This is a genomic window from Stenotrophomonas sp. STEN029, from assembly GCF_056760015.1.
On record NZ_JBRREC010000004.1, the window covers coordinates 75,721 to 95,809 of the forward strand.

Annotated in this window: 23 protein-coding genes, 1 tRNA gene and 1 pseudogene; 18 read left to right on the forward strand and 7 right to left on the reverse strand. The window is 61.8% G+C overall.

Annotation, left to right across the window (positions count from 1 at the left end):
• Positions 1–56 precede the first annotated feature (56 nt).
• The 10 genes from infC to ACVOLI_RS01875 all read left to right on the forward strand — a co-directional run bounded on the left by infC (position 57) and on the right by ACVOLI_RS01875 (position 8,293).
• Entirely contained in the window at positions 57–581 is a 525-nt protein-coding gene (gene infC, locus ACVOLI_RS01830) for a translation initiation factor IF-3 (protein WP_282265677.1), read from the forward strand.
• 287 nt (positions 582–868) lie between these two features.
• A complete protein-coding gene (gene rpmI, locus ACVOLI_RS01835; protein WP_002811096.1) occupies positions 869–1,066 on the forward strand; it encodes a 50S ribosomal protein L35 in 198 nt (65 codons plus the stop codon).
• Between the two features lie 10 nt (positions 1,067–1,076).
• Complete coding sequence (gene rplT, locus ACVOLI_RS01840) at positions 1,077–1,436, forward strand: 50S ribosomal protein L20 (RefSeq protein WP_054657697.1); 360 nt, start codon at positions 1,077–1,079, stop codon at positions 1,434–1,436.
• 200 nt (positions 1,437–1,636) lie between these two features.
• On the forward strand, positions 1,637–2,632 hold the full coding sequence (pheS, locus tag ACVOLI_RS01845) for a phenylalanine--tRNA ligase subunit alpha (RefSeq protein ID WP_296253773.1): 996 nt from the start codon (positions 1,637–1,639) through the stop codon (positions 2,630–2,632).
• A gap of 136 nt (positions 2,633–2,768) precedes the next feature.
• Entirely contained in the window at positions 2,769–5,150 is a 2,382-nt protein-coding gene (gene pheT / locus ACVOLI_RS01850) for a phenylalanine--tRNA ligase subunit beta (protein ID WP_481533294.1), read from the forward strand.
• Positions 5,151–5,171: 21 nt separating this feature from the next.
• Positions 5,172–5,471 (forward strand): integration host factor subunit alpha, encoded by a 300-nt coding sequence (locus ACVOLI_RS01855; RefSeq protein WP_054657702.1) that lies wholly within the window; start codon positions 5,172–5,174, stop codon positions 5,469–5,471.
• Positions 5,452–5,808, forward strand: a complete 357-nt coding sequence (locus ACVOLI_RS01860; RefSeq protein WP_057629341.1) for a MerR family transcriptional regulator — start codon at positions 5,452–5,454, stop codon at positions 5,806–5,808. Before ACVOLI_RS01855 ends, ACVOLI_RS01860 begins: the two co-directional genes overlap by 20 nt.
• 61 nt (positions 5,809–5,869) lie before the next feature.
• Positions 5,870–5,946, forward strand: a tRNA-Pro gene (locus tag ACVOLI_RS01865).
• A gap of 228 nt (positions 5,947–6,174) precedes the next feature.
• Positions 6,175–6,999, forward strand: coding sequence for a ParA family protein (locus ACVOLI_RS01870; RefSeq protein WP_481533295.1), 825 nt, complete (start codon positions 6,175–6,177; stop codon positions 6,997–6,999).
• 565 nt (positions 7,000–7,564) lie between these two features.
• The gene (locus ACVOLI_RS01875; protein WP_481533296.1) at positions 7,565–8,293 is read left to right on the forward strand and encodes a hypothetical protein; all 729 of its coding nucleotides are present in this window, start codon (positions 7,565–7,567) and stop codon (positions 8,291–8,293) included.
• A 121-nt stretch (positions 8,294–8,414) separates the two neighbouring features.
• Here the strand turns inward: ACVOLI_RS01875 and ACVOLI_RS01880 are convergent, their stop codons facing one another.
• From ACVOLI_RS01880 to ACVOLI_RS01895, 4 genes are read right to left on the reverse strand one after another with little or no spacing between them, the layout of a single operon-like run.
• A complete protein-coding gene (locus tag ACVOLI_RS01880) occupies positions 8,415–9,512 on the reverse strand; it encodes a tyrosine-type recombinase/integrase (protein WP_481533297.1) in 1,098 nt (365 codons plus the stop codon).
• 6 nt (positions 9,513–9,518) lie between these two features.
• Positions 9,519–9,716, reverse strand: coding sequence for a hypothetical protein (locus ACVOLI_RS01885; protein WP_481533298.1), 198 nt, complete (start codon positions 9,714–9,716; stop codon positions 9,519–9,521).
• A complete protein-coding gene (locus ACVOLI_RS01890) occupies positions 9,713–9,892 on the reverse strand; it encodes a hypothetical protein (RefSeq protein WP_481533299.1) in 180 nt (59 codons plus the stop codon). The genes ACVOLI_RS01885 and ACVOLI_RS01890 overlap by 4 nt, the downstream gene beginning before the upstream one ends.
• Positions 9,889–10,740, reverse strand: a complete 852-nt coding sequence (locus ACVOLI_RS01895) for a DNA adenine methylase (protein WP_481533300.1) — start codon at positions 10,738–10,740, stop codon at positions 9,889–9,891. The genes ACVOLI_RS01890 and ACVOLI_RS01895 overlap by 4 nt, the downstream gene beginning before the upstream one ends.
• A 59-nt stretch (positions 10,741–10,799) precedes the next feature.
• Here ACVOLI_RS01895 and ACVOLI_RS01900 point away from each other — a divergent pair, with 59 nt between their 5' ends.
• Positions 10,800–11,447: a hypothetical protein gene (locus tag ACVOLI_RS01900; RefSeq protein ID WP_481533301.1), complete on the forward strand. Its 648-nt coding sequence runs from the start codon at positions 10,800–10,802 to the stop codon at positions 11,445–11,447.
• A gap of 44 nt (positions 11,448–11,491) precedes the next feature.
• Here the strand turns inward: ACVOLI_RS01900 and ACVOLI_RS01905 are convergent.
• Positions 11,492–12,580 (reverse strand): annotated as a pseudogene (locus ACVOLI_RS01905) (DNA cytosine methyltransferase); the annotation flags it as partial.
• Here ACVOLI_RS01905 and ACVOLI_RS01910 point away from each other — a divergent pair.
• From ACVOLI_RS01910 to ACVOLI_RS01940, 7 genes are all read left to right on the forward strand, one after another.
• Positions 12,578–12,775, forward strand: a complete 198-nt coding sequence (locus tag ACVOLI_RS01910) for a DUF1441 family protein (protein ID WP_481533319.1) — start codon at positions 12,578–12,580, stop codon at positions 12,773–12,775. The pseudogene ACVOLI_RS01905 and the gene ACVOLI_RS01910 sit on opposite strands and share 3 nt — an antisense overlap.
• A gap of 201 nt (positions 12,776–12,976) precedes the next feature.
• The gene (locus tag ACVOLI_RS01915; protein WP_481533302.1) at positions 12,977–14,146 is read left to right on the forward strand and encodes a terminase gpA endonuclease subunit; all 1,170 of its coding nucleotides are present in this window, start codon (positions 12,977–12,979) and stop codon (positions 14,144–14,146) included.
• 1 nt (position 14,147) lies between these two features.
• On the forward strand, positions 14,148–14,366 hold the full coding sequence (locus ACVOLI_RS01920; protein WP_481533303.1) for a phage head-tail joining protein: 219 nt from the start codon (positions 14,148–14,150) through the stop codon (positions 14,364–14,366).
• Entirely contained in the window at positions 14,359–15,840 is a 1,482-nt protein-coding gene (locus ACVOLI_RS01925; protein WP_481533304.1) for a phage portal protein, read from the forward strand. The genes ACVOLI_RS01920 and ACVOLI_RS01925 overlap by 8 nt, the downstream gene beginning before the upstream one ends.
• Positions 15,830–16,141 carry a hypothetical protein gene (locus ACVOLI_RS01930; RefSeq protein WP_481533305.1) on the forward strand — a complete coding sequence of 104 codons (312 nt, stop codon included), beginning with the start codon at positions 15,830–15,832 and terminating at the stop codon, positions 16,139–16,141. The genes ACVOLI_RS01925 and ACVOLI_RS01930 overlap by 11 nt, the downstream gene beginning before the upstream one ends.
• Before the next feature lie 5 nt (positions 16,142–16,146).
• Positions 16,147–18,135, forward strand: a complete 1,989-nt coding sequence (locus ACVOLI_RS01935; protein ID WP_481533306.1) for a head decoration protein — start codon at positions 16,147–16,149, stop codon at positions 18,133–18,135.
• The gene (locus ACVOLI_RS01940) at positions 18,135–18,512 is read left to right on the forward strand and encodes a hypothetical protein (RefSeq protein ID WP_481533307.1); all 378 of its coding nucleotides are present in this window, start codon (positions 18,135–18,137) and stop codon (positions 18,510–18,512) included. The genes ACVOLI_RS01935 and ACVOLI_RS01940 overlap by 1 nt, the downstream gene beginning before the upstream one ends.
• Here ACVOLI_RS01940 and ACVOLI_RS01945 read toward each other — a convergent pair.
• Positions 18,509–18,730: a hypothetical protein gene (locus ACVOLI_RS01945; RefSeq protein ID WP_481533308.1), complete on the reverse strand. Its 222-nt coding sequence runs from the start codon at positions 18,728–18,730 to the stop codon at positions 18,509–18,511. The two genes, ACVOLI_RS01940 and ACVOLI_RS01945, sit on opposite strands and share 4 nt — an antisense overlap.
• The gene (locus ACVOLI_RS01950; protein WP_481533309.1) at positions 18,711–18,917 is read right to left on the reverse strand and encodes a hypothetical protein; all 207 of its coding nucleotides are present in this window, start codon (positions 18,915–18,917) and stop codon (positions 18,711–18,713) included. The genes ACVOLI_RS01945 and ACVOLI_RS01950 overlap by 20 nt, the downstream gene beginning before the upstream one ends.
• Positions 18,918–20,089 lie beyond the last annotated feature (1,172 nt).

A 20,089-nucleotide genomic window follows, 5' to 3' on the forward strand; every position in this document is an offset into this window, starting at 1 on the left:
CCCGGCCCCGGCGGACACTCCGCAGGGCCGGTACTAATCCACTTGGAGATTGCAATATCAGTATCCCTGACAACAAACAGAACCGCCGTAATCAGGAAATCCGGGTGCCGCGCGTACGCGTGATCGGCAGTGACGGTGAAATGATTGGCGTGTTGTCGCGCGACGAAGCGCTGTCCATGGCCGAAGATGAAGGCCTGGACCTGGTTGAAATCCAGCCCCAGGCCGATCCGCCTGTCTGCAAGATCATGGACTTCGGCAAGTTCAAGTTCGAGATGCAGAAGAAGGCCAACGAGGCCAAGAAGAAGACCAAGCAGGTCGAGATCAAGGAAGTGAAGTTCCGTCCGGTTACGGACGAGGGCGACTACCAGATCAAGCTGCGCAACATGCGTCGTTTCCTCGAGGACGGCGACAAGATCAAGGTCAACATCCGCTTCCGTGGCCGCGAAATGAGCCATCAGGAACTGGGTCGCGAGATGGCCAACCGGATCGAGGCTGATCTGGGTGAGGAAATCGTGATCGAGTCCCGTCCGCGCCTGGAAGGCCGGCAGATGGTCATGATGATCGCGCCGAAGAAGAAGTAAGCCGTCGGCCCACGGGCCTGCTGCTTTGCTGAACAGGGAGGGGCTTCGGCTACCTCCCTGTTTGCATGCCTGTTCAGCCAATTTGGGTGCCAGCCTGCTTGCAGTTTGCAAGTGGCTGGTGCACAAGGCATAATGGGCGGCCCGGTTCGCCGGGTTTGTTGTTTGCTTCACCCCCAGGACCTGCCTGCCTCCAGTGGGAGCGCGGGCTTTTGACAGACAAGGGCAAGGATGGAAAGTGTGGGTCAGCCCACCGCCCAGTCAGTAAAGAGACCATCAAGGACATAGCAATGCCCAAGATCAAGACCAACCGGGCGGCGGCCAAGCGTTTCCGCAAGACCGCCTCCGGCAAGTACAAGTGCGGTCACGCCAACCGTAGCCACATCCTCACGAAGAAAGCGACCAAGCGGAAGCGTAACCTGCGTCAGACGAATCACGTCCGCGCAGAAGACGCAGGCCGTCTGGACCGTATGCTTCCCTACCTCTGAGGACTGAACCATGGCACGAGTAAAGCGTGGTGTGCAGGCGCGCCGCCGCCACAAGAAAGTATTGGATCTCGCCAAGGGCTATTACAACGCCCGTCGCAAGGTCTTCCGCGTTGCCAAGCAGGCAGTCATCAAGGCGCAGCAGTACGCCTACATTGGCCGTAAGCAGAAGAAGCGCAATTTCCGTTCGCTGTGGATCACCCGCATCAATGCGGCTGCCCGCATCAACGGCCTGAGCTACAGCCGTTTCATGAACGGCCTGCTGAAGGCTGGTATCACCCTGGACCGTAAGGTTCTGGCTGATATCGCCGTGCACGACGCAGCCGGTTTTGCCGCTCTGGCAGAAAAGGCCAAGGGCGCACTGGCGGCATAAGCTCTTCCTGCAGCAGTTGTAGCGTTCACGCGCAGCGGCTGTGGTGAGACAATGCATGGGGAAGGGCGCAAGTCCTTCCCCATTCTTTTTTGTGCTGGTTGCCGCTGCCGATGGTTGCGCGGCGGTCAGCCACTGGTGGCGACGGGGGTCGGCCCGGCGCGTACCGCGTAGGCAAGCCGGCCAGAGGTTTCGTCGATCCCATGAGTGACATCCAATCCTTGACCGCGCAGGCGCTGGCCGATGTGGCCGCGGCGCAGAGCCCGGAAACGCTGGAAAACCTGCGTGTTTCGCTGTTGGGCAAGAGCGGCAGCATCACCGCACAGCTCAAGCAGCTTGGCGCATTGCCGGCCGACGAGCGCAAGGCAGCAGGCGAGGCGATCAATATCGCGCGCGACGCCGTGTCCTCCGCGTTGGGTGAGCGCAAGACGCTGCTGGAAAACGCCGCGCTGGATGCACGCCTGGCCTCTGAAAGCATCGATGTCACCTTGCCGGGCCGCCATGGCGAACGCGGCGGCCTGCATCCGGTCACGCGCACCCTGGAGCGCATCACCGAAATCTTCGCCCGCCTCGGTTACGAACTGTCCGAAGGCCCGGAAATCGAAGACGACTGGCACAACTTCGAGGCGCTGAACTTCCCGCCGCACCACCCGGCGCGCGCCATGCATGACACCTTCTACTTCGGCGACGGCCGCCTGCTGCGCACGCATACCTCTGGTGTGCAGGTGCGCTACATGGGCGACCACAAGCCGCCGCTGCGCATGATCGCGGCCGGCAAGGTGTACCGCAGCGACAGCGACCAGACCCATTCGCCGATGTTCCATCAGGTCGAAGGCCTGCTGGTGGACGAGCACTCCAACTTCGCCGACCTCAAGGGCACCTTGTCCGAGTTCGTGCGCGCCTTCTTCGAGCGCGATTTCGAGATGCGTTTCCGCCCGAGCTACTTCCCGTTCGTGGAGCCGGGTGCGGAAGTGGACATCGCCTGGCAGCAGCCCGATGGCAGCACCCGCTGGCTGGAAGTGCTGGGTTGCGGCATGGTCCACCCGAACGTGTTGAAGTCTGTTGGCATCGATCCGGAGCGCTACACCGGCTTCGCTTTCGGCCTGGGCGTTGAGCGTTTCGCGATGCTGCGTTACGGCGTCAACGACCTGCGCGCCTTCTTCGAAAACGACGTCCGCTTCCTCAAGCAGTTCGCGTAAACGAGCAGCTGTAGTGCCGAGCCATGCTCGGCAGCTCCTGATCCGCTCAATAACGTTGACCAACCCCAGGCGCAAAGCGCCGGGTATCAACAAAAAAAACCGCAACGGGAGGCGCGCCTCCCATCAAGGTAGACACATGAAATTCTCTGAAAGCTGGCTGCGCAGCCACGTACCGACCACCGCATCGCGCGACGAACTCAGCGCCGTGCTGACTGCCATCGGTCTGGAAGTCGAAGAAGTCACCGCGCTGGGCGCAGGCCTGGGCAACGTGGTGGTCGCGCGCATCGTCGAAGCTACCCGCCATCCGGAAGCCGATCGTCTGCAGATCTGCAAGGTCGATGCAGGCCAGTCCGAACTGCTGCAGATCGTCTGCGGCGCGCCGAATGCGCGCCCGGGTCTGGTCGCGCCGCTGGCCATGGTTGGCGCGCAGATCGGCGAATTGAAGATCAAACCGGCCAAGCTGCGTGGCGTGGAATCCAACGGCATGCTGTGTTCGGCCAAGGAGCTGGGCCTGGACAACGATGCCTCCGGCCTGCTGGAACTTCCGGACGACGCACCGGTCGGCACCACGCTGGTTGATTACCTCGGCCTGCCGGATGCCAGCATCGAGATCAAACTCACCCCGAACCGCGCTGACTGCTTCAGCGTACGCGGCATCGCCTTCGACGTGGCAGCCGCTACCCGCAGCGAAGTGAAGCCGTTCGCTGCCGACGCCGTACCGGCTCAGGGCGCTCGTGAACTGAGCATCCAGCTTGATGCCGGTGCCGAAGCACCGCGCTACCTCGGCCGTGTGATCGAAGGCGTCAATGCCGCTGCGACCACGCCGCTGTGGATGGCCGAGCGCCTGCGCCGTAGTGGCGTGCGCCCGGTGTCGCTGCTGGTCGACATCACCCAGTACGTGATGCTGGAACTCGGTCAGCCGATGCATGCTTATGACCTGGATACGCTGAAGGGGCCGATTGCCGTGCGCCGTTCGCGTGCCGGTGAAAGCCTCAAGCTGCTGGACGGACGCGACGCCGCGCTGGATGACAGCTTCCTGGTGGTGACCGATGCCGACCGTCCGGTCGGCCTGGCTGGCCTGATGGGTGGCTTCGATACCCGCGTCACCGATGCGACCAGCAAGGTATTCCTGGAGGCTGCGCATTTCGCCCCGGCGGCGATCATGGGCCGCGGCCGCAAGCTCGGCCTGCACACCGATGCCGGTCACCGCTTCGAGCGTGGCGTGGATCCGCAGCTGCCGCGCACTGCCATCGAGTACGCGACCAAGCTGGTAATGGACCTCGCGGGCGGCACGCCGGCGCCGGTCACCGAGGCCGTGCGCGAAGCCGACCTGCCGGTCGCCGCCAGGATACTGCTGCGTCGCGCCCGCATCGTGCGCGTGCTTGGCATCCAGATTGAAGACGCCGAAGTCGAGCGCATCCTGCGCGCGCTCGGCATGCAGGTCGAGGCTGTTGCAGATGGTTGGAACGTTACCGGCCCGAGCCGCCGTTTCGACATCGCCATCGAAGAAGACCTGATCGAGGAGCTGGCTCGCATCCACGGCTATGAGTCGATCCCGACCACCTTACCGGGCGGCGCTGCACGCATCGCCATGCCCAGCGAAACCCGTCTGGATGACCTCAGCGTGCGCCGCCAGCTGGTGGCCCGCGAAATGCTGGAAACCATCAACTTCGCCTTCGTCGATGCCGAGCTGCTGAAGCAGTGGCAGCAGAGCGAAGGCCTGGTTGCGCTGGCCAACCCGCTGTCGGCGGAGCTGGCAGTGATGCGCCCGCTGCTGCTGCCGGGTCTGGTGGCAACCCTGGGTCGCAACGTCGCCCGTCAGGCTGGCCGCGTGCGCCTATTCGAGATTGGCCGCGTGTTCGCGGCGCAGGCCGGCGAGGGCAAGCCCGCGCCCAAGGAAACCGTTCGCATTGCAGCTGCAGTGTGCGGCGACGCTGCCACCCTGCAGTGGGGCGAGAAGGCGCGCAAGGTTGATTTCCACGACCTCAAGGGTGATCTGGAATCGCTGGCTGCGGCCTCCGGCGCCACGCTGGAATTCCGTGCCTCGCAGCGCCCGTATGCGCACCCGGCCCGTTCGGCGGACATCTGGCGTGATGGCGAGTGCATCGGCTGGATTGGCCAGCTGCACCCGCGGCTGACCAAGGCGATGGACGTGGATGCCGATGTCTATGCTTTCGAGCTGGACCTGGCCCCGCTGGCTGCACGTTCGCTGCCGCGTTCCAGCGAGTTGTCGCGCTTCCCGGCCGTGCGTCGTGATCTGGCGGTGGTCGTGGCTGAATCGGTCAGCTGGGCTGACCTGTCGGCCACCATCCGTGCTGCCAGTGGCGAACTGCTGCGCGAAGTGGCGCTGTTTGACCGTTATGTCGGCCAGGGCGTCGAGCCGGGCTTCAAGAGTTTGGCTATGGGCTTGATTTTGCAGGACAAGTCGCGCACATTGACGGACCGCGACGTGGAAGCCGTAGTCACCGAGGTGGTGGCGGCGATTGATCGCGGGCACGGCGCAAAGATCCGTGGCTGAGGCGGCATACAGGGAGCAGGCATGGCATTGACCAAGGCGGAGATGGCGGATCGGTTGTTCGACGAAGTTGGTCTGAACAAGCGTGAGGCCAAGGAATTTGTCGACGCGTTTTTCGATGTGTTGCGCGATGCGTTGGAACAGGGACGTCAAGTGAAGCTGTCGGGCTTCGGCAATTTCGATCTGCGGCGCAAGAACCAGCGCCCGGGTCGCAACCCCAAGACCGGCGAGGAAATTCCGATTTCCGCCCGTACGGTAGTCACCTTCCGTCCGGGCCAGAAGCTCAAGGAGCGGGTGGAGGCATATGCTGGATCCGGGCAGTAACCGCGAACTTCCGCCGATTCCGGCCAAGCGCTACTTCACCATTGGTGAAGTGAGCGAGCTGTGCGACGTAAAGCCGCACGTGCTGCGCTACTGGGAAACCGAGTTTCCCAGCCTTGAGCCGGCCAAGCGCCGTGGCAACCGCCGCTACTATCAGCGCCACGACGTGCTGATGGTCCGGCAGATCCGCGGCCTGCTGTACGAACAGGGCTACACCATCGGTGGCGCCCGCCTGCGACTGGAAGGCGAGGGTGCCCGCGAAGAGTCGGCGCTGAGCAACCAGATCATCAAGCAGGTGCGCATGGAGCTGGAAGAAGTACTGCAACTGCTCCGTCGCTGAACTTTTTTGTGTGAAAACCGGTATAATCACCGGCTCGCCGCAAGGCGAAAGCAGTAACGATCGGGGCGTAGCGCAGCCTGGTAGCGCATCTGCCTGGGGGGCAGAGGGTCGTCGGTTCAAATCCGGCCGTCCCGACCAATTACTGATTTAAGAACAAGGGCTTACGGCATTCGTCGTGAGCCCTTTTTCGTTGTACACCCTATTTGCACCCTATTTGCACCCTATTCGAGTGGCAGCAGCGACATTGCAATGGTGGTGAAGGGTCGCAGTTTGGATGTTTCGGCCCCTAAGATCGTCAGTTGCTGCGATCTACTTGGGTTAAGATTGCAGAGATTGTAAGGAGGTGGTATGGGTCGGGCGAAAGTTGTGTCGTTGATCAACATGAAGGGAGGGGTCGGTAAGACGACACTAGCTGTCGGGCTTGCGTGGGAGCTCGCGAAGAGTCATCGAGTTCTCCTCGTCGATATCGATCCGCAGTTCAACGCAACCCAATGGGTCGTTGCGCCCGAGATCTATCTCCAATGGGTCCGCACCAAGCACACCGTTCTGAGTGTTTTTCAGCCTCCATCGAGTGCAATTGCCAACATGGGGTCGGCCCCCGTCGTGCCGCCAATCAAGCCAACACCCGCCTCCACGATCATAAAAGTGAAGAAGGGGGGCTGGCAGCTCGACATCTTGCCGTCGATTCTCGACCTGATGAAGCTTGACGCAGCGCCACGCGGTACCGAGAACCGACTGAGGGTGTTCTTGGAGAAGGTGAGGGATGACTACGACTATGTCTTGATTGATTGCCCGCCCACGGCCTCGCTTTTTAGCTACAGCGCTTTCCTTGCGTCTGATGCGTACATGGTTCCGGTGAAGCCTGATCCGTTGTCGGTGCTTGGCTTGCCACTCCTGGAGCGCGCAATGCTTGATTACGAAGAAAGGTCAGGGCAAGAGCTGCCTAGACTGGGGCTGGTATTTACGCAGGTCCGGCAAACAGAGGCGATGCAAGCCACAATGGACGAAGTGCGGCGCGGGTATCCTGGCGAGGTATTTAAGAACTTAATTGTTCAAACGACCGGGGTAGCGGAAGCGGTCGACGGCAACCTGCCTCTGCAGTTGTCTGCAAAGGGAGGGAAGTTGGCTGAAGTTAAAGTTGCGCTCGAAGGCATTCGCGCTGAATTTGTAAAGAGGGCTGGCATGCTATGAAAACCCGTGATTCAAAAAATTTTGGGACCACTCGCCAGCGTTATCTATCTCTTGTTTCTCGCTTATACGATTTGGCCTCTGAGTTCGCCGATGAGGAGCTCAAGGAGATGATAAGAGAGTGGGCTGCACATGATCGAAATGGTGTCAGAGATGCGATCGAAGCCCTTGTTCGCCTTCACGCTGACTGCCGCCCAGTCGTAGAGAAAAACACCACGTACTCGATATCGCATCCTAGAAAGGAAGGGCGTGCAGGACCATCTTTGGTGATATCTGACGACCGGCCGCCTATCTTTAGATCCGCTGCTTCGATTGAAGAGATACTGTCGGATAAGTTGCTGTTTCCTAAGCTTATGGATATCGCAGTCCTACTGCCTAGTGCGATAGATCCACCGTTCAAGGAAAGCCGAGATCGATATATTCGACGCGTAGTTAGATCTCTAGATTCGGTATCGGAGCGCGAAAAGTCGGAATTCTTGAAGCGCGTACGTCAGAGAATCGAGATACACGGTGACGATGGGTCATTCATTTCGAGCTGGAAGAATCTTATTAGGGATCTCTAACAGCAATGACAGCACGTGTCGTTAACCCTGCGGCAGCGCAGGTTAAAAAGGATTTTGGCGACTACTGGCGCGCCGCCGAGAAGGGAAGGCTGGAGGACCCTGCTCGGCAGCGTCCGTTGCTGGTATCTGCTCACAAGTATGCCGTTTGCTTTAGCCAGCTTAGTCGTGCGATGTCTCCGATGGAGGAACATCGACGAATCTTCTTGCAGGAAATCTCTTCTGATTCGATGCATCTTGTCCACGCGCTCATAAATGGTGACGCGCGCGGCGCCCGCTTCTATCTGCGGAGTGTGATTGAGAATTTTTGGCGGCACCATTATTTCAGGGACCACCCGATTGAGTATGGCTGGCTCACGACACGTCAGAAATATTACGTCGAAATGAAAAATCTGCGTGAGCATTGCTCTTGGCTTGATTGCTTCAGAGAAGGCAACGCCTCTTGGCTGGGGAGCCTGTCCAAGCTGTATGCCGACCTTTCAACTTCGGTGCACAGTACTTCATCTCGAACTTTGGTTTTACGAGGTGCCTTGGAGGACATCAAACTCGCCGATAATCAGGCCGTTGAGGTTTCAAGGGATTTACATGCAGTCCTTAAGGCTTGTTTAGCTCTCTCGATTTATTCCGAGAGCGCGGTTTTTTTGGCGCTTCATGTCAATGTTCAGGAGCTCCTACTAGGGGTTCTAAATAAGAGCCACAGAGATTGGTTGGCGAAAAATCTCCCAAGTGAAGAGTAGTCGCGAGTTGATCGCGTAAATTGTAGTGTCCGCCCATTTGGCGGAGGCATTGTCGGCGGTTTAGACAGGTTCCTGGTATGCCGTTCTCAGCAGGCATGCAGTCACGTCGAGCAGCTATGTCTCAGCGAATGTGAATCGGAAAGGGACTGACATCTGTCCACGGTGCCTCATGTCCCGCAAGGTAGTGCTCCGTCATGGCGACATTGCTGTGGCCCATGAGTGCTTGGATTTGCTCGTTCGTCCAGCCCGCTTCTTTGAGTAGTGCGCCACCCAAGCTGCGGACCTCGTGGAAGGTTGGTGGGTTGTCGGTCTCGATGCCGGCGGCATCGCGCGCTGTTGCGAATGCGCGCGACAGCTGTTCCGGCAGTACCTGGGTGTGGTGTTCTCGGTCCTTTGCTCTCATGTTGCTGGGTCGTGCTTTCTCCGGCAGGCGATGAATCAGAAACGGGGAAACGACTGCGTCCCGGCACTGGCCCAGCAGCTCGGCCAGGGGGCCGGCCACGGCAATCTTCAATCGCACGTTCGTGGAGCCCTCCGTCTTGGCGGGGATCACCCATAGCGAGCCATCGTGCACGTCGGAGAACTTGGCGCTGACCACGTCGTCGCGGCGGAGCAGGGTCAGCAGCGACAGATCCATGGCATTGCGCACCCACTGTGGTGCCGCATCCCAGATCTTCCGGTAGTCATCAATGGTCAGACGCTCGCGCTTCCGTGTGTGAGAGAACTTGCGGGTGGCCAGGGCAGGGTTGGTGTCGATCCAGCCTTCTTCGACTGCGCAGGCCAGAATCCAGCCCAGCACCAGCCGGAACTGCTGGCGCGCGCGCTCCGACTCGGTCACTTCCCGAATGAAAGTGGCGCATGCCTTCACGGTCACCTCTGCAACAGGCGTGGCGCCCAGGCCGGCCTCGATGCGGCGGATGACGCTCTCGTACACCTCAGCCGTCTTCGGTGCCCACTTGCGACCGGGAATATCGTCGGCGCGGAACACCTTGATGGCGTCAGCTACTGTTTCGCCCGGCGTCAGCACTCGGCCGACCAGGTCATTGCCCGGTATCAGCAGTGCATTGAGCTTCTTGGCTGCGGCGAAGGCCTTGGCCTTGTCCTTGCCCATGGAATGCTCTTTGCGGGTTATTGGATGCCGGTATTTGTACCCATCTCGGTTGGGGTACAGATTTGCGGGCCAGTCACGGCGGTTCGTTTTGCGCACACGTCCCATCATGGCAAGTTACGCCGCCGCCAAGACGCTGGCGACCAGATCGTCGCCACCAGCCAACCACGCGTGCTCATCGACGTACCACTGGCCGACGACCTTGGTTGCAGGGATCTTCCCATTGCGGCACCACCGCCCGAGTAACTGGGCATCGGGGCGGCTGTCCTCATCGAAATACTTTTCTGCCCATTTGCGGGCAAGCACAAGCTTCATGCTGTCTCTCCTTCCAGCGCCGCGCGGGCGCTCTTGATTCGGTCTTCGTTGGCCAGCTCCTGGGCGCGGAGCCGGATGATTTCGTTTGCGGCCGCGGCCAACTGCTCGCAGAGAAAGGCTTTGCGCGGCTGCTTCATCCGCTTGGCCGGCTTGGGGAATAGCTGCGGGGTGGTCATGCGACATCTCCCAGCGGCAGGCCTGGTTGGTGGCCACAATCGATCGATGACGGTGAGATCCAAAGGCATTCGGTGCGGGTAGCGCCGCCGCGACCCGCCGAAATGCGCGCAGTCGTCTCGACCCTTTGCCAGCCCATCAGGGTGTCGTCGTACAGCTCGGTTCGGTAGCCGCTGACTACGACGTGGCCGCGGAGCTCAAGGAGCGCAGCGAGCAGGTCCTGATGATCCTCGATCGACATTTCGTGCCGGTAGTAACCAGCTTTGCCGGCCTGCATTACGCGGGTGCTATGTACATATGGCGGGTCCACGTAGTGCAGGGTCTGCGGGGTGTCGTGCTGCTGCATGACCTCGATCGCCGGGCGGTTCTCGATGAGCACGCCGGTGAAGCGTTCGGCGATCGCGGCGAGGCCGTCGGGGTACTTTAGCCAGTGGTGCTGGGCGGTTCCGTAGGCTCGCTGGGAGTCGATGCGGAACCCAGTCTTTCCCTTCGTGGCACCGGCAGAGCCGAAACCCATCTGAGCCCTGATCAATAGCCGGCGTGCGCGTTCCACCGGTTGCTCGGTGGGTTCCCAAGCTTGCTCGAACTCCGCTCGCGCATAGGGCGTTAGCCGGCATGCCTCTACCAAGCGGGCACACTGATCAACGTTCTGCAGTACGCGGAAGAAATTTACGACGTCACCGTCCAGGTCGTTGTATACCTCGGAGTAGCTGCGCGCCTTCGTCAGCAGGACGCCGGCAGCACCTCCGAAGGGCTCCACATATGTGCGATGGGCCGGCAGGTGTTGGTGGACCCAGCCAGAGATCCGGAACTTCGCGCCGTGATAGCGGAATGCAGGGGCGTTGATCATGCGGACGTTCCTCGTGCGCACATGGCAAAATGCCGCCCAATCCACAGGGGGATCAGGGAATGAGCATGTTGGATGGGGTGAGTCAATGCTGGTTGTTGAGCAGAACCTGCGCCGTGAACTGGAGCGCCTGGGCGACGGTCGCAACATTGATGGCAGGCACGATCGCCCTTTATGTCGGATTGGCGCCTATGTTCATTGCTCGCAAGCAGCGAGCACGTATTGGCCGTGTCGAAGCACGAGTGGCGGCTTCGGACTTGAGGCTGCAGGCTCTTCATGTGGCAGCAGGGCTCAGGCTGCTCGAGCATTCCACCACGCCCTCGCACATCTATCGTGTCGCTACAGCGCAGTTTCAGGTTCTTGACGTCGAGAGCTGTCGGAAAGTACTTCCTTACCTGGATGCCCTCCCGGAGGAGCTTGAAGGACCCCTGAGTAGTGTTATTTCCGATATCGGTATTGGAGTCAGGGTCCTTAATCGCCTCGAAATTGAGAATGGCGAAAGGCAGTACGACGCAACTGGTCCAAGAACGTTGTATGCGACGCTGCTCACTAGTATTGAGGCTGCGCGTGAGGCTCTTTGGACTGCGATTGGCGATGAAAGCCCACTGGAGGCCTTGGAACCCGGAGCGAGCGAGCTTGCGGAAATCCTCCGAGCCAAGGCTCGCGCTGACCTTGTTTCGTACCTCACAAGCGTGAAGCACGTCCGCTAGAGCGCGAACCGTGACCATTTTGTTTGCGTCACCAATATGGTTGTTCATGCTGCGACCCTCTCGGGTGCTTTGATGTTTCCGAGATTCGCCCGCGCCAACGCCGCAATGGGTGGGGGGCTGACGCTGTTGCCTACCATGCGCACCGCTGCGCTGATGCTGAGCGGCGTGCCGTTGGCGGTGCGATCGATGATGTAGTCGCGCGGGAAACCTTGGGCGCGGAACAGCTCGTGTGGCTTGAGCATGCGCAGGCCGATGTCCACGATCACGTAGGGCGTGCCTTTGACCATCACCATGACCAGGCCAAGCCGGTCCTTGGTCGTGATTGTGTCCAGTGGATCGTGTAGATCGACCGCGATACCGCTCCCGTAGTACTTCACCAGGAACGCGGCGACGCGCAGGGCGCCCGCTTCCTGCTCAGGTGATAGCTCTGCCAGTTCGGCGGTGACCAGCCGCTGTTGGCTGCCGCTCGCTGTGATGGTGCTGACCGGGTCGCGCGCATCGTTGCCAGCGCCTTGGTAAAAGCCACCATTTGCCTGCTCAAGGAAGGCAGTCATAAGGCCCTGGCCGCCTCCGCTGGCAACGATAGTCCCGAGCGGCCCCTTAATGTCGTTGATACCGTGGCTGAAGCGCTTCCCGGGTGACTTCCCTTCGCCATGGCCCATCTGGACCAAGCACGAGACAGCGACACCCAATGCGTGGGCCGCGCCAGCTGGGCGGGCTGCACCTGCGCCTGCTGTGATCGTCGGTACCGGCTCGGTGGCAGGCGTCCCAATGCTGTCGCCGCGGAACTTGACCAGGTGTGGTGCAACCACCGAGAAGTGCCCACCCTTCACGCCGGCGCAGACGGTGCGCAGGGGCTCGTCGGCTGCCATCGTCCGCTGGTTGCTGGCGTTGGCGTGCTCTGCGATGAAGGGCCAGATGCTTCCTCGGTACTCACTGGAATCACAAAGAACGCTTGCCCCGGCGTATCCATTCGGGACGATGAAAGGGTCGGCCGAGTTGATAACGTGGCGCATGACGCCCTTTGCGATACGGCGCATGGTGGCGTCGGCCAGCGGCCGGGGACGGGTGAAGATGGACGGGCAGGGGATAGAGAAGTCCAAGCAGTCTGCAGCGGTGACACGCGGCAGCTGGCTGAGGCCCGGGAGGCCGACTACGCCGCCCTGGTCAAAAAGGTTGTGCAGTTCTTCGACACCTTGCCCGACGTGCTCGAACGCAAAGCGGGGCTGACACCGGACCAGGTCGTGAAGGTGCAGGACGAATGCGACCGCGTCCGCCAATCCATGTACGAGGGCATCACCGATGACGACGTACGCGACAGCGCGTAGCGTTCGCCTCGGCGTTGCCGAGATGATCCGGCCGCCGAGGCGAATCCGGGTAAGCGAAGGGGCCAAGGTGTTGCAGGTGGCCAACGCGGCCGGTGCCGCCGGCGCGTGGTGGTGGACGACGTGCAGAAGCTGGCACGGCACTACTCCCTGCTGCATTGCCCGCACTGCGGAGTCGGCCTACAGCACCGGTGGAAGGAGGGCATGAACCGCTCCGGTGTCTGGGCGGCAGAGGGACAGGTGGTGCACCCCGACGGCACGGTGATCGGTGAGCGCCCCGAAGCGCGCATCGCAAGCTTCTGGCTGGGCGGCGTCGCGGCCGCGTACCAGTCCTGGGAGTCGCTGGTGGAGCGCTACTTTCAGGCGCTGCGCACCTTCGCCACCACCGGCGAAGAGCGGCCGCTGAAGACCACGCACAACGTTGACGGCGCCATTAACTACGTGCCGATGGCTGCCCGCTCGGTGAGCGCCCCCAGCGAGATGAAGAACCGTGCGGAGGACTGGGGCAGAGGCGCGGTGCCGGCAGGTGTGCGGTTCCTCACCGCCACGGTTGACGTGCAGGGCAATCGGTTTGTGGTGCTGGTGCTGGGTTTCGGCATCGGCGAGTCCGGGCAGCTTGAACGTTGGGTGGTGGACTCCTTCACGCTGCGCACGTCGACGCGCCCGGACGGATCTGGCGGCTTCTTGCCGTTGGACCCGCCCAAGTACCTCGAAGACTGGGAACGGCTGGTCGAGAAGGTCATCACCCGCCGCTACCCGCTCGCCGACGGCACGGGTCGCACGATGCCTATCCGCATGACCGGCATCGACTGGGGTGGCAAGTCCGGCACGTCGGTCCGCGCGCTGGAGTTCTGGCGGTCGCTGAAGGCTCGGAAGCTGCACGCGCGGGTTCGTCTCATCAAGGGCGACACGCGGCGCGAGGGCGCACTGTTCCGCGAGACGTTCCCGGACAGCAGTAAACGTAAGGACCGCAAGTCCGGATCGAAGGGCGACGTACCGCAGTTGTTGCTGAACGTGGATCGGCTGAAGGACACCGTGAGCGCGAACGCAAAACGGGCCGAACCGGGGCCGGGCTACTACCACTTTCCGGACTGGTTGCCGGAGGCGTTCTACGCAGAGCTGACGGCCGAATCCAGGACCGCGAAGGGCTGGGAGAACCTGGCCAACCGGCGCAACGAGGCCTTCGATCTGTGCGGCTATGCAGAGGGCTTGGCGCTGTGGATGAAGGTGCCGGCGATCAACTGGACCGCACCGCCGCCGTGGGCAGCGGAATGGGACGACAACCCCGAAGTGAGGGCGGACGATGCCGCCCCGGCATCGCCGCCGCGTGCGCGAACGCGCCGCGTCATACGCAGTAAGTATCTGGGACGCTGAAATGGCATTTACGAAAGAACAGACCGTGGCGCTGGAAGAGGCGATCGCGGCCGGTGTGCTGAGCGTCCGTTACGCAGACCGCACCGTGACATACCAGAGCCTGGATGCAATGCGCAGGCTCCTGAAGCAGATGCGCGAGGAAGTGGGCGAGGGTTCGGGGCCGGCTCGCCGCCGGCACCGCGTCGTGCGTCTTTATCAGTCGGGGACGGGCAATGGCTGAAGTAGTTGAAGGCAGTTACCGCGCTGCGGGCAACGGACGTCGCTTGCGCACGTTCCGGCCCATGTCACTGGGGCCGAACGGCGCCTTGTTGGGCCTTCCCACGCTACTGGCGAGGGCGCGACACCTGGCGCGTAACGACCCGTGGATGGTCAGTGCGCTCAACAAGAGCGTTTCCAACGGCATCGCCACCGGCATCCAGGCAAAGGCCCTCTGGGGCGGCAAGGCCCACAAGAAGCTGGTCGCCAATCTCTGGCGCCGCTGGGGCAAGTACGCCGACGCGGATGGCGTGCTTGATTGGAATGGCCTGCAGGCGTTGGCCTGGCGCGAATGGAAGGAGGCCGGCGAGGTATTCGCTCGGCTCCGGTATCGCCGGCGCGAGGATGGACTGCCGGTGCCGTTGCAGGTCCAGTTGATCGAAGCCGAACAGTGCCCCCAGCACTACAACGGCGTGGCCAGCAACGGAAATGCGATTCGGCAAGGCATCGAGTTCGATCACATCGGCCGGCGCGTCGCCTACTGGATGTTCCGCGAGCATCCAGGTGACCAGCACTTGCAGGTCAACGGTAACGAGCTGGTTCGCGTGCCCGCTGAGCAGGTGCTCCATCTGTATCGACCCAACCGTGCGGGCGCCATCCGGGGCGTACCAGGTTCGGCCCCGGCGCTGCTGCGTATGTTCAACCTTGATCGGCTGGACGATGCGGTGCTGGAACGGCAGGCCTTGGCCAACCTCTTCACCGGCTTCATCACCAAGAAGTCCAGTGCGGACAACGAGGATGGAGATGCAGTTGGCGACCTGATCTCCGGGGAAGACGAAGACGGCACCGCGATCGGTGGACTTGAACCGGGCACGTTGCAGGAGCTGCCCCCGGATACGGAGGTGAAGTTCACCGAGCCGCCCGGCGCCGGCGCGGACTACGGTGACTTCCTGCGTGGCCACCTGCTCGCCATCGCGGCCAGCCAGGACGTGCCGTATGAGGTGCTGACTGGCGACCTGCGCAATGTGTCCGATCGCGCGCTGCGGTTGATCCTCAATGAGTTCCGCCGCGTTATCGAGCAGGACCAGTGGCTCTACATGATTCCGATGTTCTGCCAGCGCGTGCGCGATGCGTTCTTCGACCAATCAGTGCTGGCCGGGCTGCTGAAGGTGCCGCGCTATGCATCGCTGCGCGATGAGGTGACCGAGACGTTGTGGGTGCCGGAGGGTTGGCCCTGGAGCCATCCGGTGCAAGACGTGAACTCCGAAGTGAAGGCCGTGCGCGCCGGCTTCAAATCGCGCTCTGCCGTGGTGCTGGGCTCGGGCGAAGACCCTGAGCAGGTTGACCGCGAGCAGAAGGACGACAACGACCGGGCCGACAAGGCGGGCCTGACTTACGACAGCGACCCCCGCCGCACCAACGCCTCCGGCGCGCGGCAGGGCACGAAAACCGGCGCCGAAAGCGCCGACGACGATGAAGGAAACAATGATGACGAGTAAGCCCGGCCTGCTGGCCCGACTCCTCAACCGTGGTAACAAGGCCCCGGTGGTGGCCACGCTGGCGGCCGCGGTCCTCAACCAGCCGCTGTTGGTGCAGCCGGCCATCGGCGAGGCGCTGGTGGGCGGCTACCTGGAGGGAAAGATCACCAGCGCAAACAGCGAGCTGAGCGCGGACCGATTCGAGGTCACCGGGCCGCAGTTCGCAGGTCATCACCGCACACCCGGTCACTACGGCCGAAAAACGCGCCGCCGACGTGAAGGCGAAGCTGGACCCCACCAACATCTACAAGAATCGAGGTAACTGATATGGAGATTTCCCTGGCCGGCACCCGCACCGGCGAATTCCTGCTGTCCGAAGCGAACGGCGAGCGCAGCCGCGAGCTGATCCGCATCCCGGCCGGACAGGGCATGTTGGCCGCTGGCACGCTGTTGAAGGCGGACAACACTGTCGCCGTCAACGGCGCCGATGCCGTCAAGGTGCTCTACGGCCCCGTCGAAACCGGCGCTGATTCGGATGCGCTGGCAGTGAAGGGCGCAGCGGTGGCACGTGATGCCGAAGTGTTCGGCGAGAAGCTGGTATGGGCTGGTGGCGTGAGTGCTGATCAGAAGCTGCTGGCGGCGATCAGCCTGGCCGAGTCCGGCATCGTTACCCGCTGGACGGAAGCGCCTATTGCTTCCAACACCGCCTATCACCTGGTGTTTGCGGACACCCCGCTGGTTGGTACGGCGGGTGAAGTCCTCGAGCCGATCGTGGCGCACGTCAAGGACGTGTCGGCGGTGTATCTCGCCGGGTCGATGCTGATCAACAAGGTGCTGGCGCCAAAGCCGCCCAAGGCCATTGGCCAGCAGCAGGATTCGGTCTACTCGATCTCCGGCGCCCGCAACCAGCTGCGCCCGTATGAGCCCCTGCCGTTGCTGTTTGGCCGGGTGCGAATCACGCCGGACCTGCTGAGCAAGCCTTACACCTGGTACGAGGGCAACGATCAGTACCTGGGCCTGCTGCTGTGTGCCGGTATCAATGTGGGCCGCGTGGAGCCTTTCTACAACGGCGACACGGAGCTGGCGAACTACGAGGGCGTGCAGGTCTACCACGCCGGCTACAGCCAGATGCCGAACCAGCCCATTCCGCTCTACAGCAATGCCGACACGATTGATGGCGCAGAGCTGACGAAGGACAAGGCATGGGTCGAGCGCACCACCAGCGCCGACACGGTTCGAATCCAGATCAATCTCGAATACGTTCTTGGGGGTACCGGCACCAGCGGCAAGAGCTACACCGTTGGCGAGACCGTCGAAGCGCAGTACCGGACAGCTGGAGCCACTACCTGGCTGCCGCTCGTTTCCCAGAACTTCCGCTCTGACCGCTTCGACGTGCGCCGCGCCACGCTGGCCAAGGACGTTGCCCGGGGCCAGTACGACGTGCGGGTGCGCATTCTTGGCTATGGCAATTATTCCGGCAAGAACACCCAGAAGAATGACTTTCAGTGGACCACGCTGACCAGTATGCAGGCGGACGATGCCGACTACACCGGCCTGTCCCGCACCGGCGTGCGAATCAAGGCCACCGGCCAGCTCAACGGGTCACCTGATGAACTGCGCGCTGTGGGCCATGCAGATCCGATCCCAGTGTGGGATGGCGCTGTCTGGTCGACGGTGGAAAGCAGCAACCCCGGTGCCCACATCCTCGCCTATGCCCGCGGCATTGTTCGTGATGGCCGCCTGCTGGGTGGCATGGCCTTGTCGGATGAGCAGATCGACATCGAGTCGTTGAAAGCGTTCTCCCTGCACTGCGCAGCCAACGGCTACACCTACGACTGCTACATCAAGGACGCCCGGAACCACGATCAGGTGCTGGCAGCGATCGCGCTCGCCGGGTTCGGGCAGATTACCTGGGCGGGCGGTCGGCTGGGCGTCGTTTGGGTGGCCCAGGAGCAGCCGCTCTCCGGCGTGGTCAACATGGCCACCATCAAGAAAGGCCAGTTCCAGGTCGACTACAGCCTGTCCAACGCTGCCGACGGCATCGAGTACACCTACCTGGACAGCACCACGTGGGAGACCAAGACGCTGCGCGTGCCGGCACCGGGCGTCACTACGATGCTCAATCCGGCGCAGGTCTCCGGCGAAGGGGTGACCAGCGAGGCGCACGCCGCATGCCTCGCCCGCTGGCATCTGGCCCAATCGCTGTATCAGTACAAGGACACCCTCCCGCCCAAGGCCGTAGATGACGATGTGACGTGCACGCTTGGCCATGAGTTCATGCATGTGGCGCTTGGCAACTATCACGGAGAGAAATGATGGAAGGTGTGATGCTGTTAAGTGCAGCCGGTGACATCGAACGCGTGTTCGATGAGTTGAATCGGGATGTGTTGATTGGCAGACGGCTCGAGGTGTTTTTCGAGCCCAGTGGCGACGGCTCACCGAGCCTCAAGGGCAAGCTGATCTGGCACACGGAATGGGAGCACCGGATGGGCGATGTGCTCCGCGGCACGTCGCTCGGTCCCCGCATCGAGCGCACCATTGAGCAGGTCGCGGCCGGCGAGTTCGGCGGTGTCCCGGGGATGGATGTCATTGCGGTGGTCAAAGCGGCGTACGTGGCCCACGCTTCGGAGACATTCGGTATTGAGGCGAGACCGTCGGAAGCGCCCCCTGTCGATGAGGACAGTCAGGGTTAAACGAGCCCCTGCAGGCTGCCTTCGGGGGCAACTCCGAGTTTCACCAGCCAAGTTGCGATCATTTCAATGATCGCCGTCTCGTCCTCTGGGTACTGGTCGATCAAACGTTCCTCGACGTCGTCGCAGACGCCCCAGAAGGCCTTCGACTCGCCATGGCTGAGCAGGGCATGGCTGATCTCGTTGAAGGCAAGCTCGTAGTCAGCGATCTGTTGGTTCATCAGGGTTACTCGCTCGGATGCAGGCCAAGGCCTCGATGACGTCTTGCACCTGGTCGTGGAAATGGTCCAAGTCCTCGATCGCCACTCGCGGTTCGACAACCTCGACTTCGCCGGCGACGATCTCGGCCAGATCTCCGGCAAGGGCGGTCTGAGCCTCAGGTTTGAGGCGGGTACGTACGAGTTCCATTTGCAAGAGCGGGCAATGCGACGATCATTGCGGCAGTGGCCAGTCCGAACGCGACCTGCCTAAGCATGCTTTTCATCAGCAACTCCTGTTTGTCGTCACTCCATGTGACGCTGCGTTTCTATCATCGCCGTTCAGTTAACGCAAACGACCATGCCGCCCGCCCCCATATCGGTACCCCTTAACGCTTGCGCCGACGGGGCTTTCTCGGCGGCACCTACACCTCTGGGACATAGCGTACGTTTCCTGAGTGCGTGGCCTGTTAAGCGGAGGCAGCCAGGCCATCGTATAGCCCCAATATCTCGCGCTCCCACTGACGTGCCCAGGCTTCAATGAACCGCTCGGCCTCCGCAACATCGTCGTGGAACGAGTGCGTCATATGGCGGGTTTGCAGCTTGCGTGTGCAGCGCGCTAGTCCATTCAGTAGCGGGGTTACAGGAAGCGATTGCCCGATCGCGTAGGACCCGCGCTTGCCCGTCGAAGTTGGCTTGCGAGGCGAAGGAGGGTAGGGAATTGGTAGCCATGACCGAATTCATCTGACCGGGGTGACTCACTTACTGAGATCGACCACCTCTACCGCATTGGGGGGGCAGCTGGCGAATTCGGTGTTCTACGCGGCCAGCAAAAAGCCCTGTGGCTGAGGAGTTGGCGGGATGGCAGGGCCGTTGGCGGGAATCCTTTGGCTACTTGCACCCACGGCGAATTCCGTTGCGTGACGCATTGCAGCGGGATTGACCTCGACTTCTGTCCTAACCTCCGCTGGCCTGAATAGTCAGGCCTACAAGGAGAGTGGCATGAATAAGTGGCTCAAGCGCGTTATCGCCTGCGGCTTCCTTTCAATGGCTGTCTTTGGTGGTACGGCTTCAGCGGCTTGGTGCGGAAAGCCGTGCAATGACGTTTACTTGGCATGTAAAGCGAGCGGTACGGATCTGGCGGTTTGCCAAGCGAACTTTGAAGAGTGCATGGAGTTGCGGTGTGGGGGAAACCCATAAGTTGAACGAGCCCCGCCATGCGGGGCCTTTCTTTTGGCGTGATGGCTTCGCAGGGGTGACTGTGGGCTTGCTCGTGGCGCCCTACCGGCGGTCCGCCCGTAAGAGTCACGAAGACAGGCGCTGGGTGAAGAAAATGTGATAAATAGGCCGAAGCGGCGGCATGACGCTGCCGGGACAGGGGGG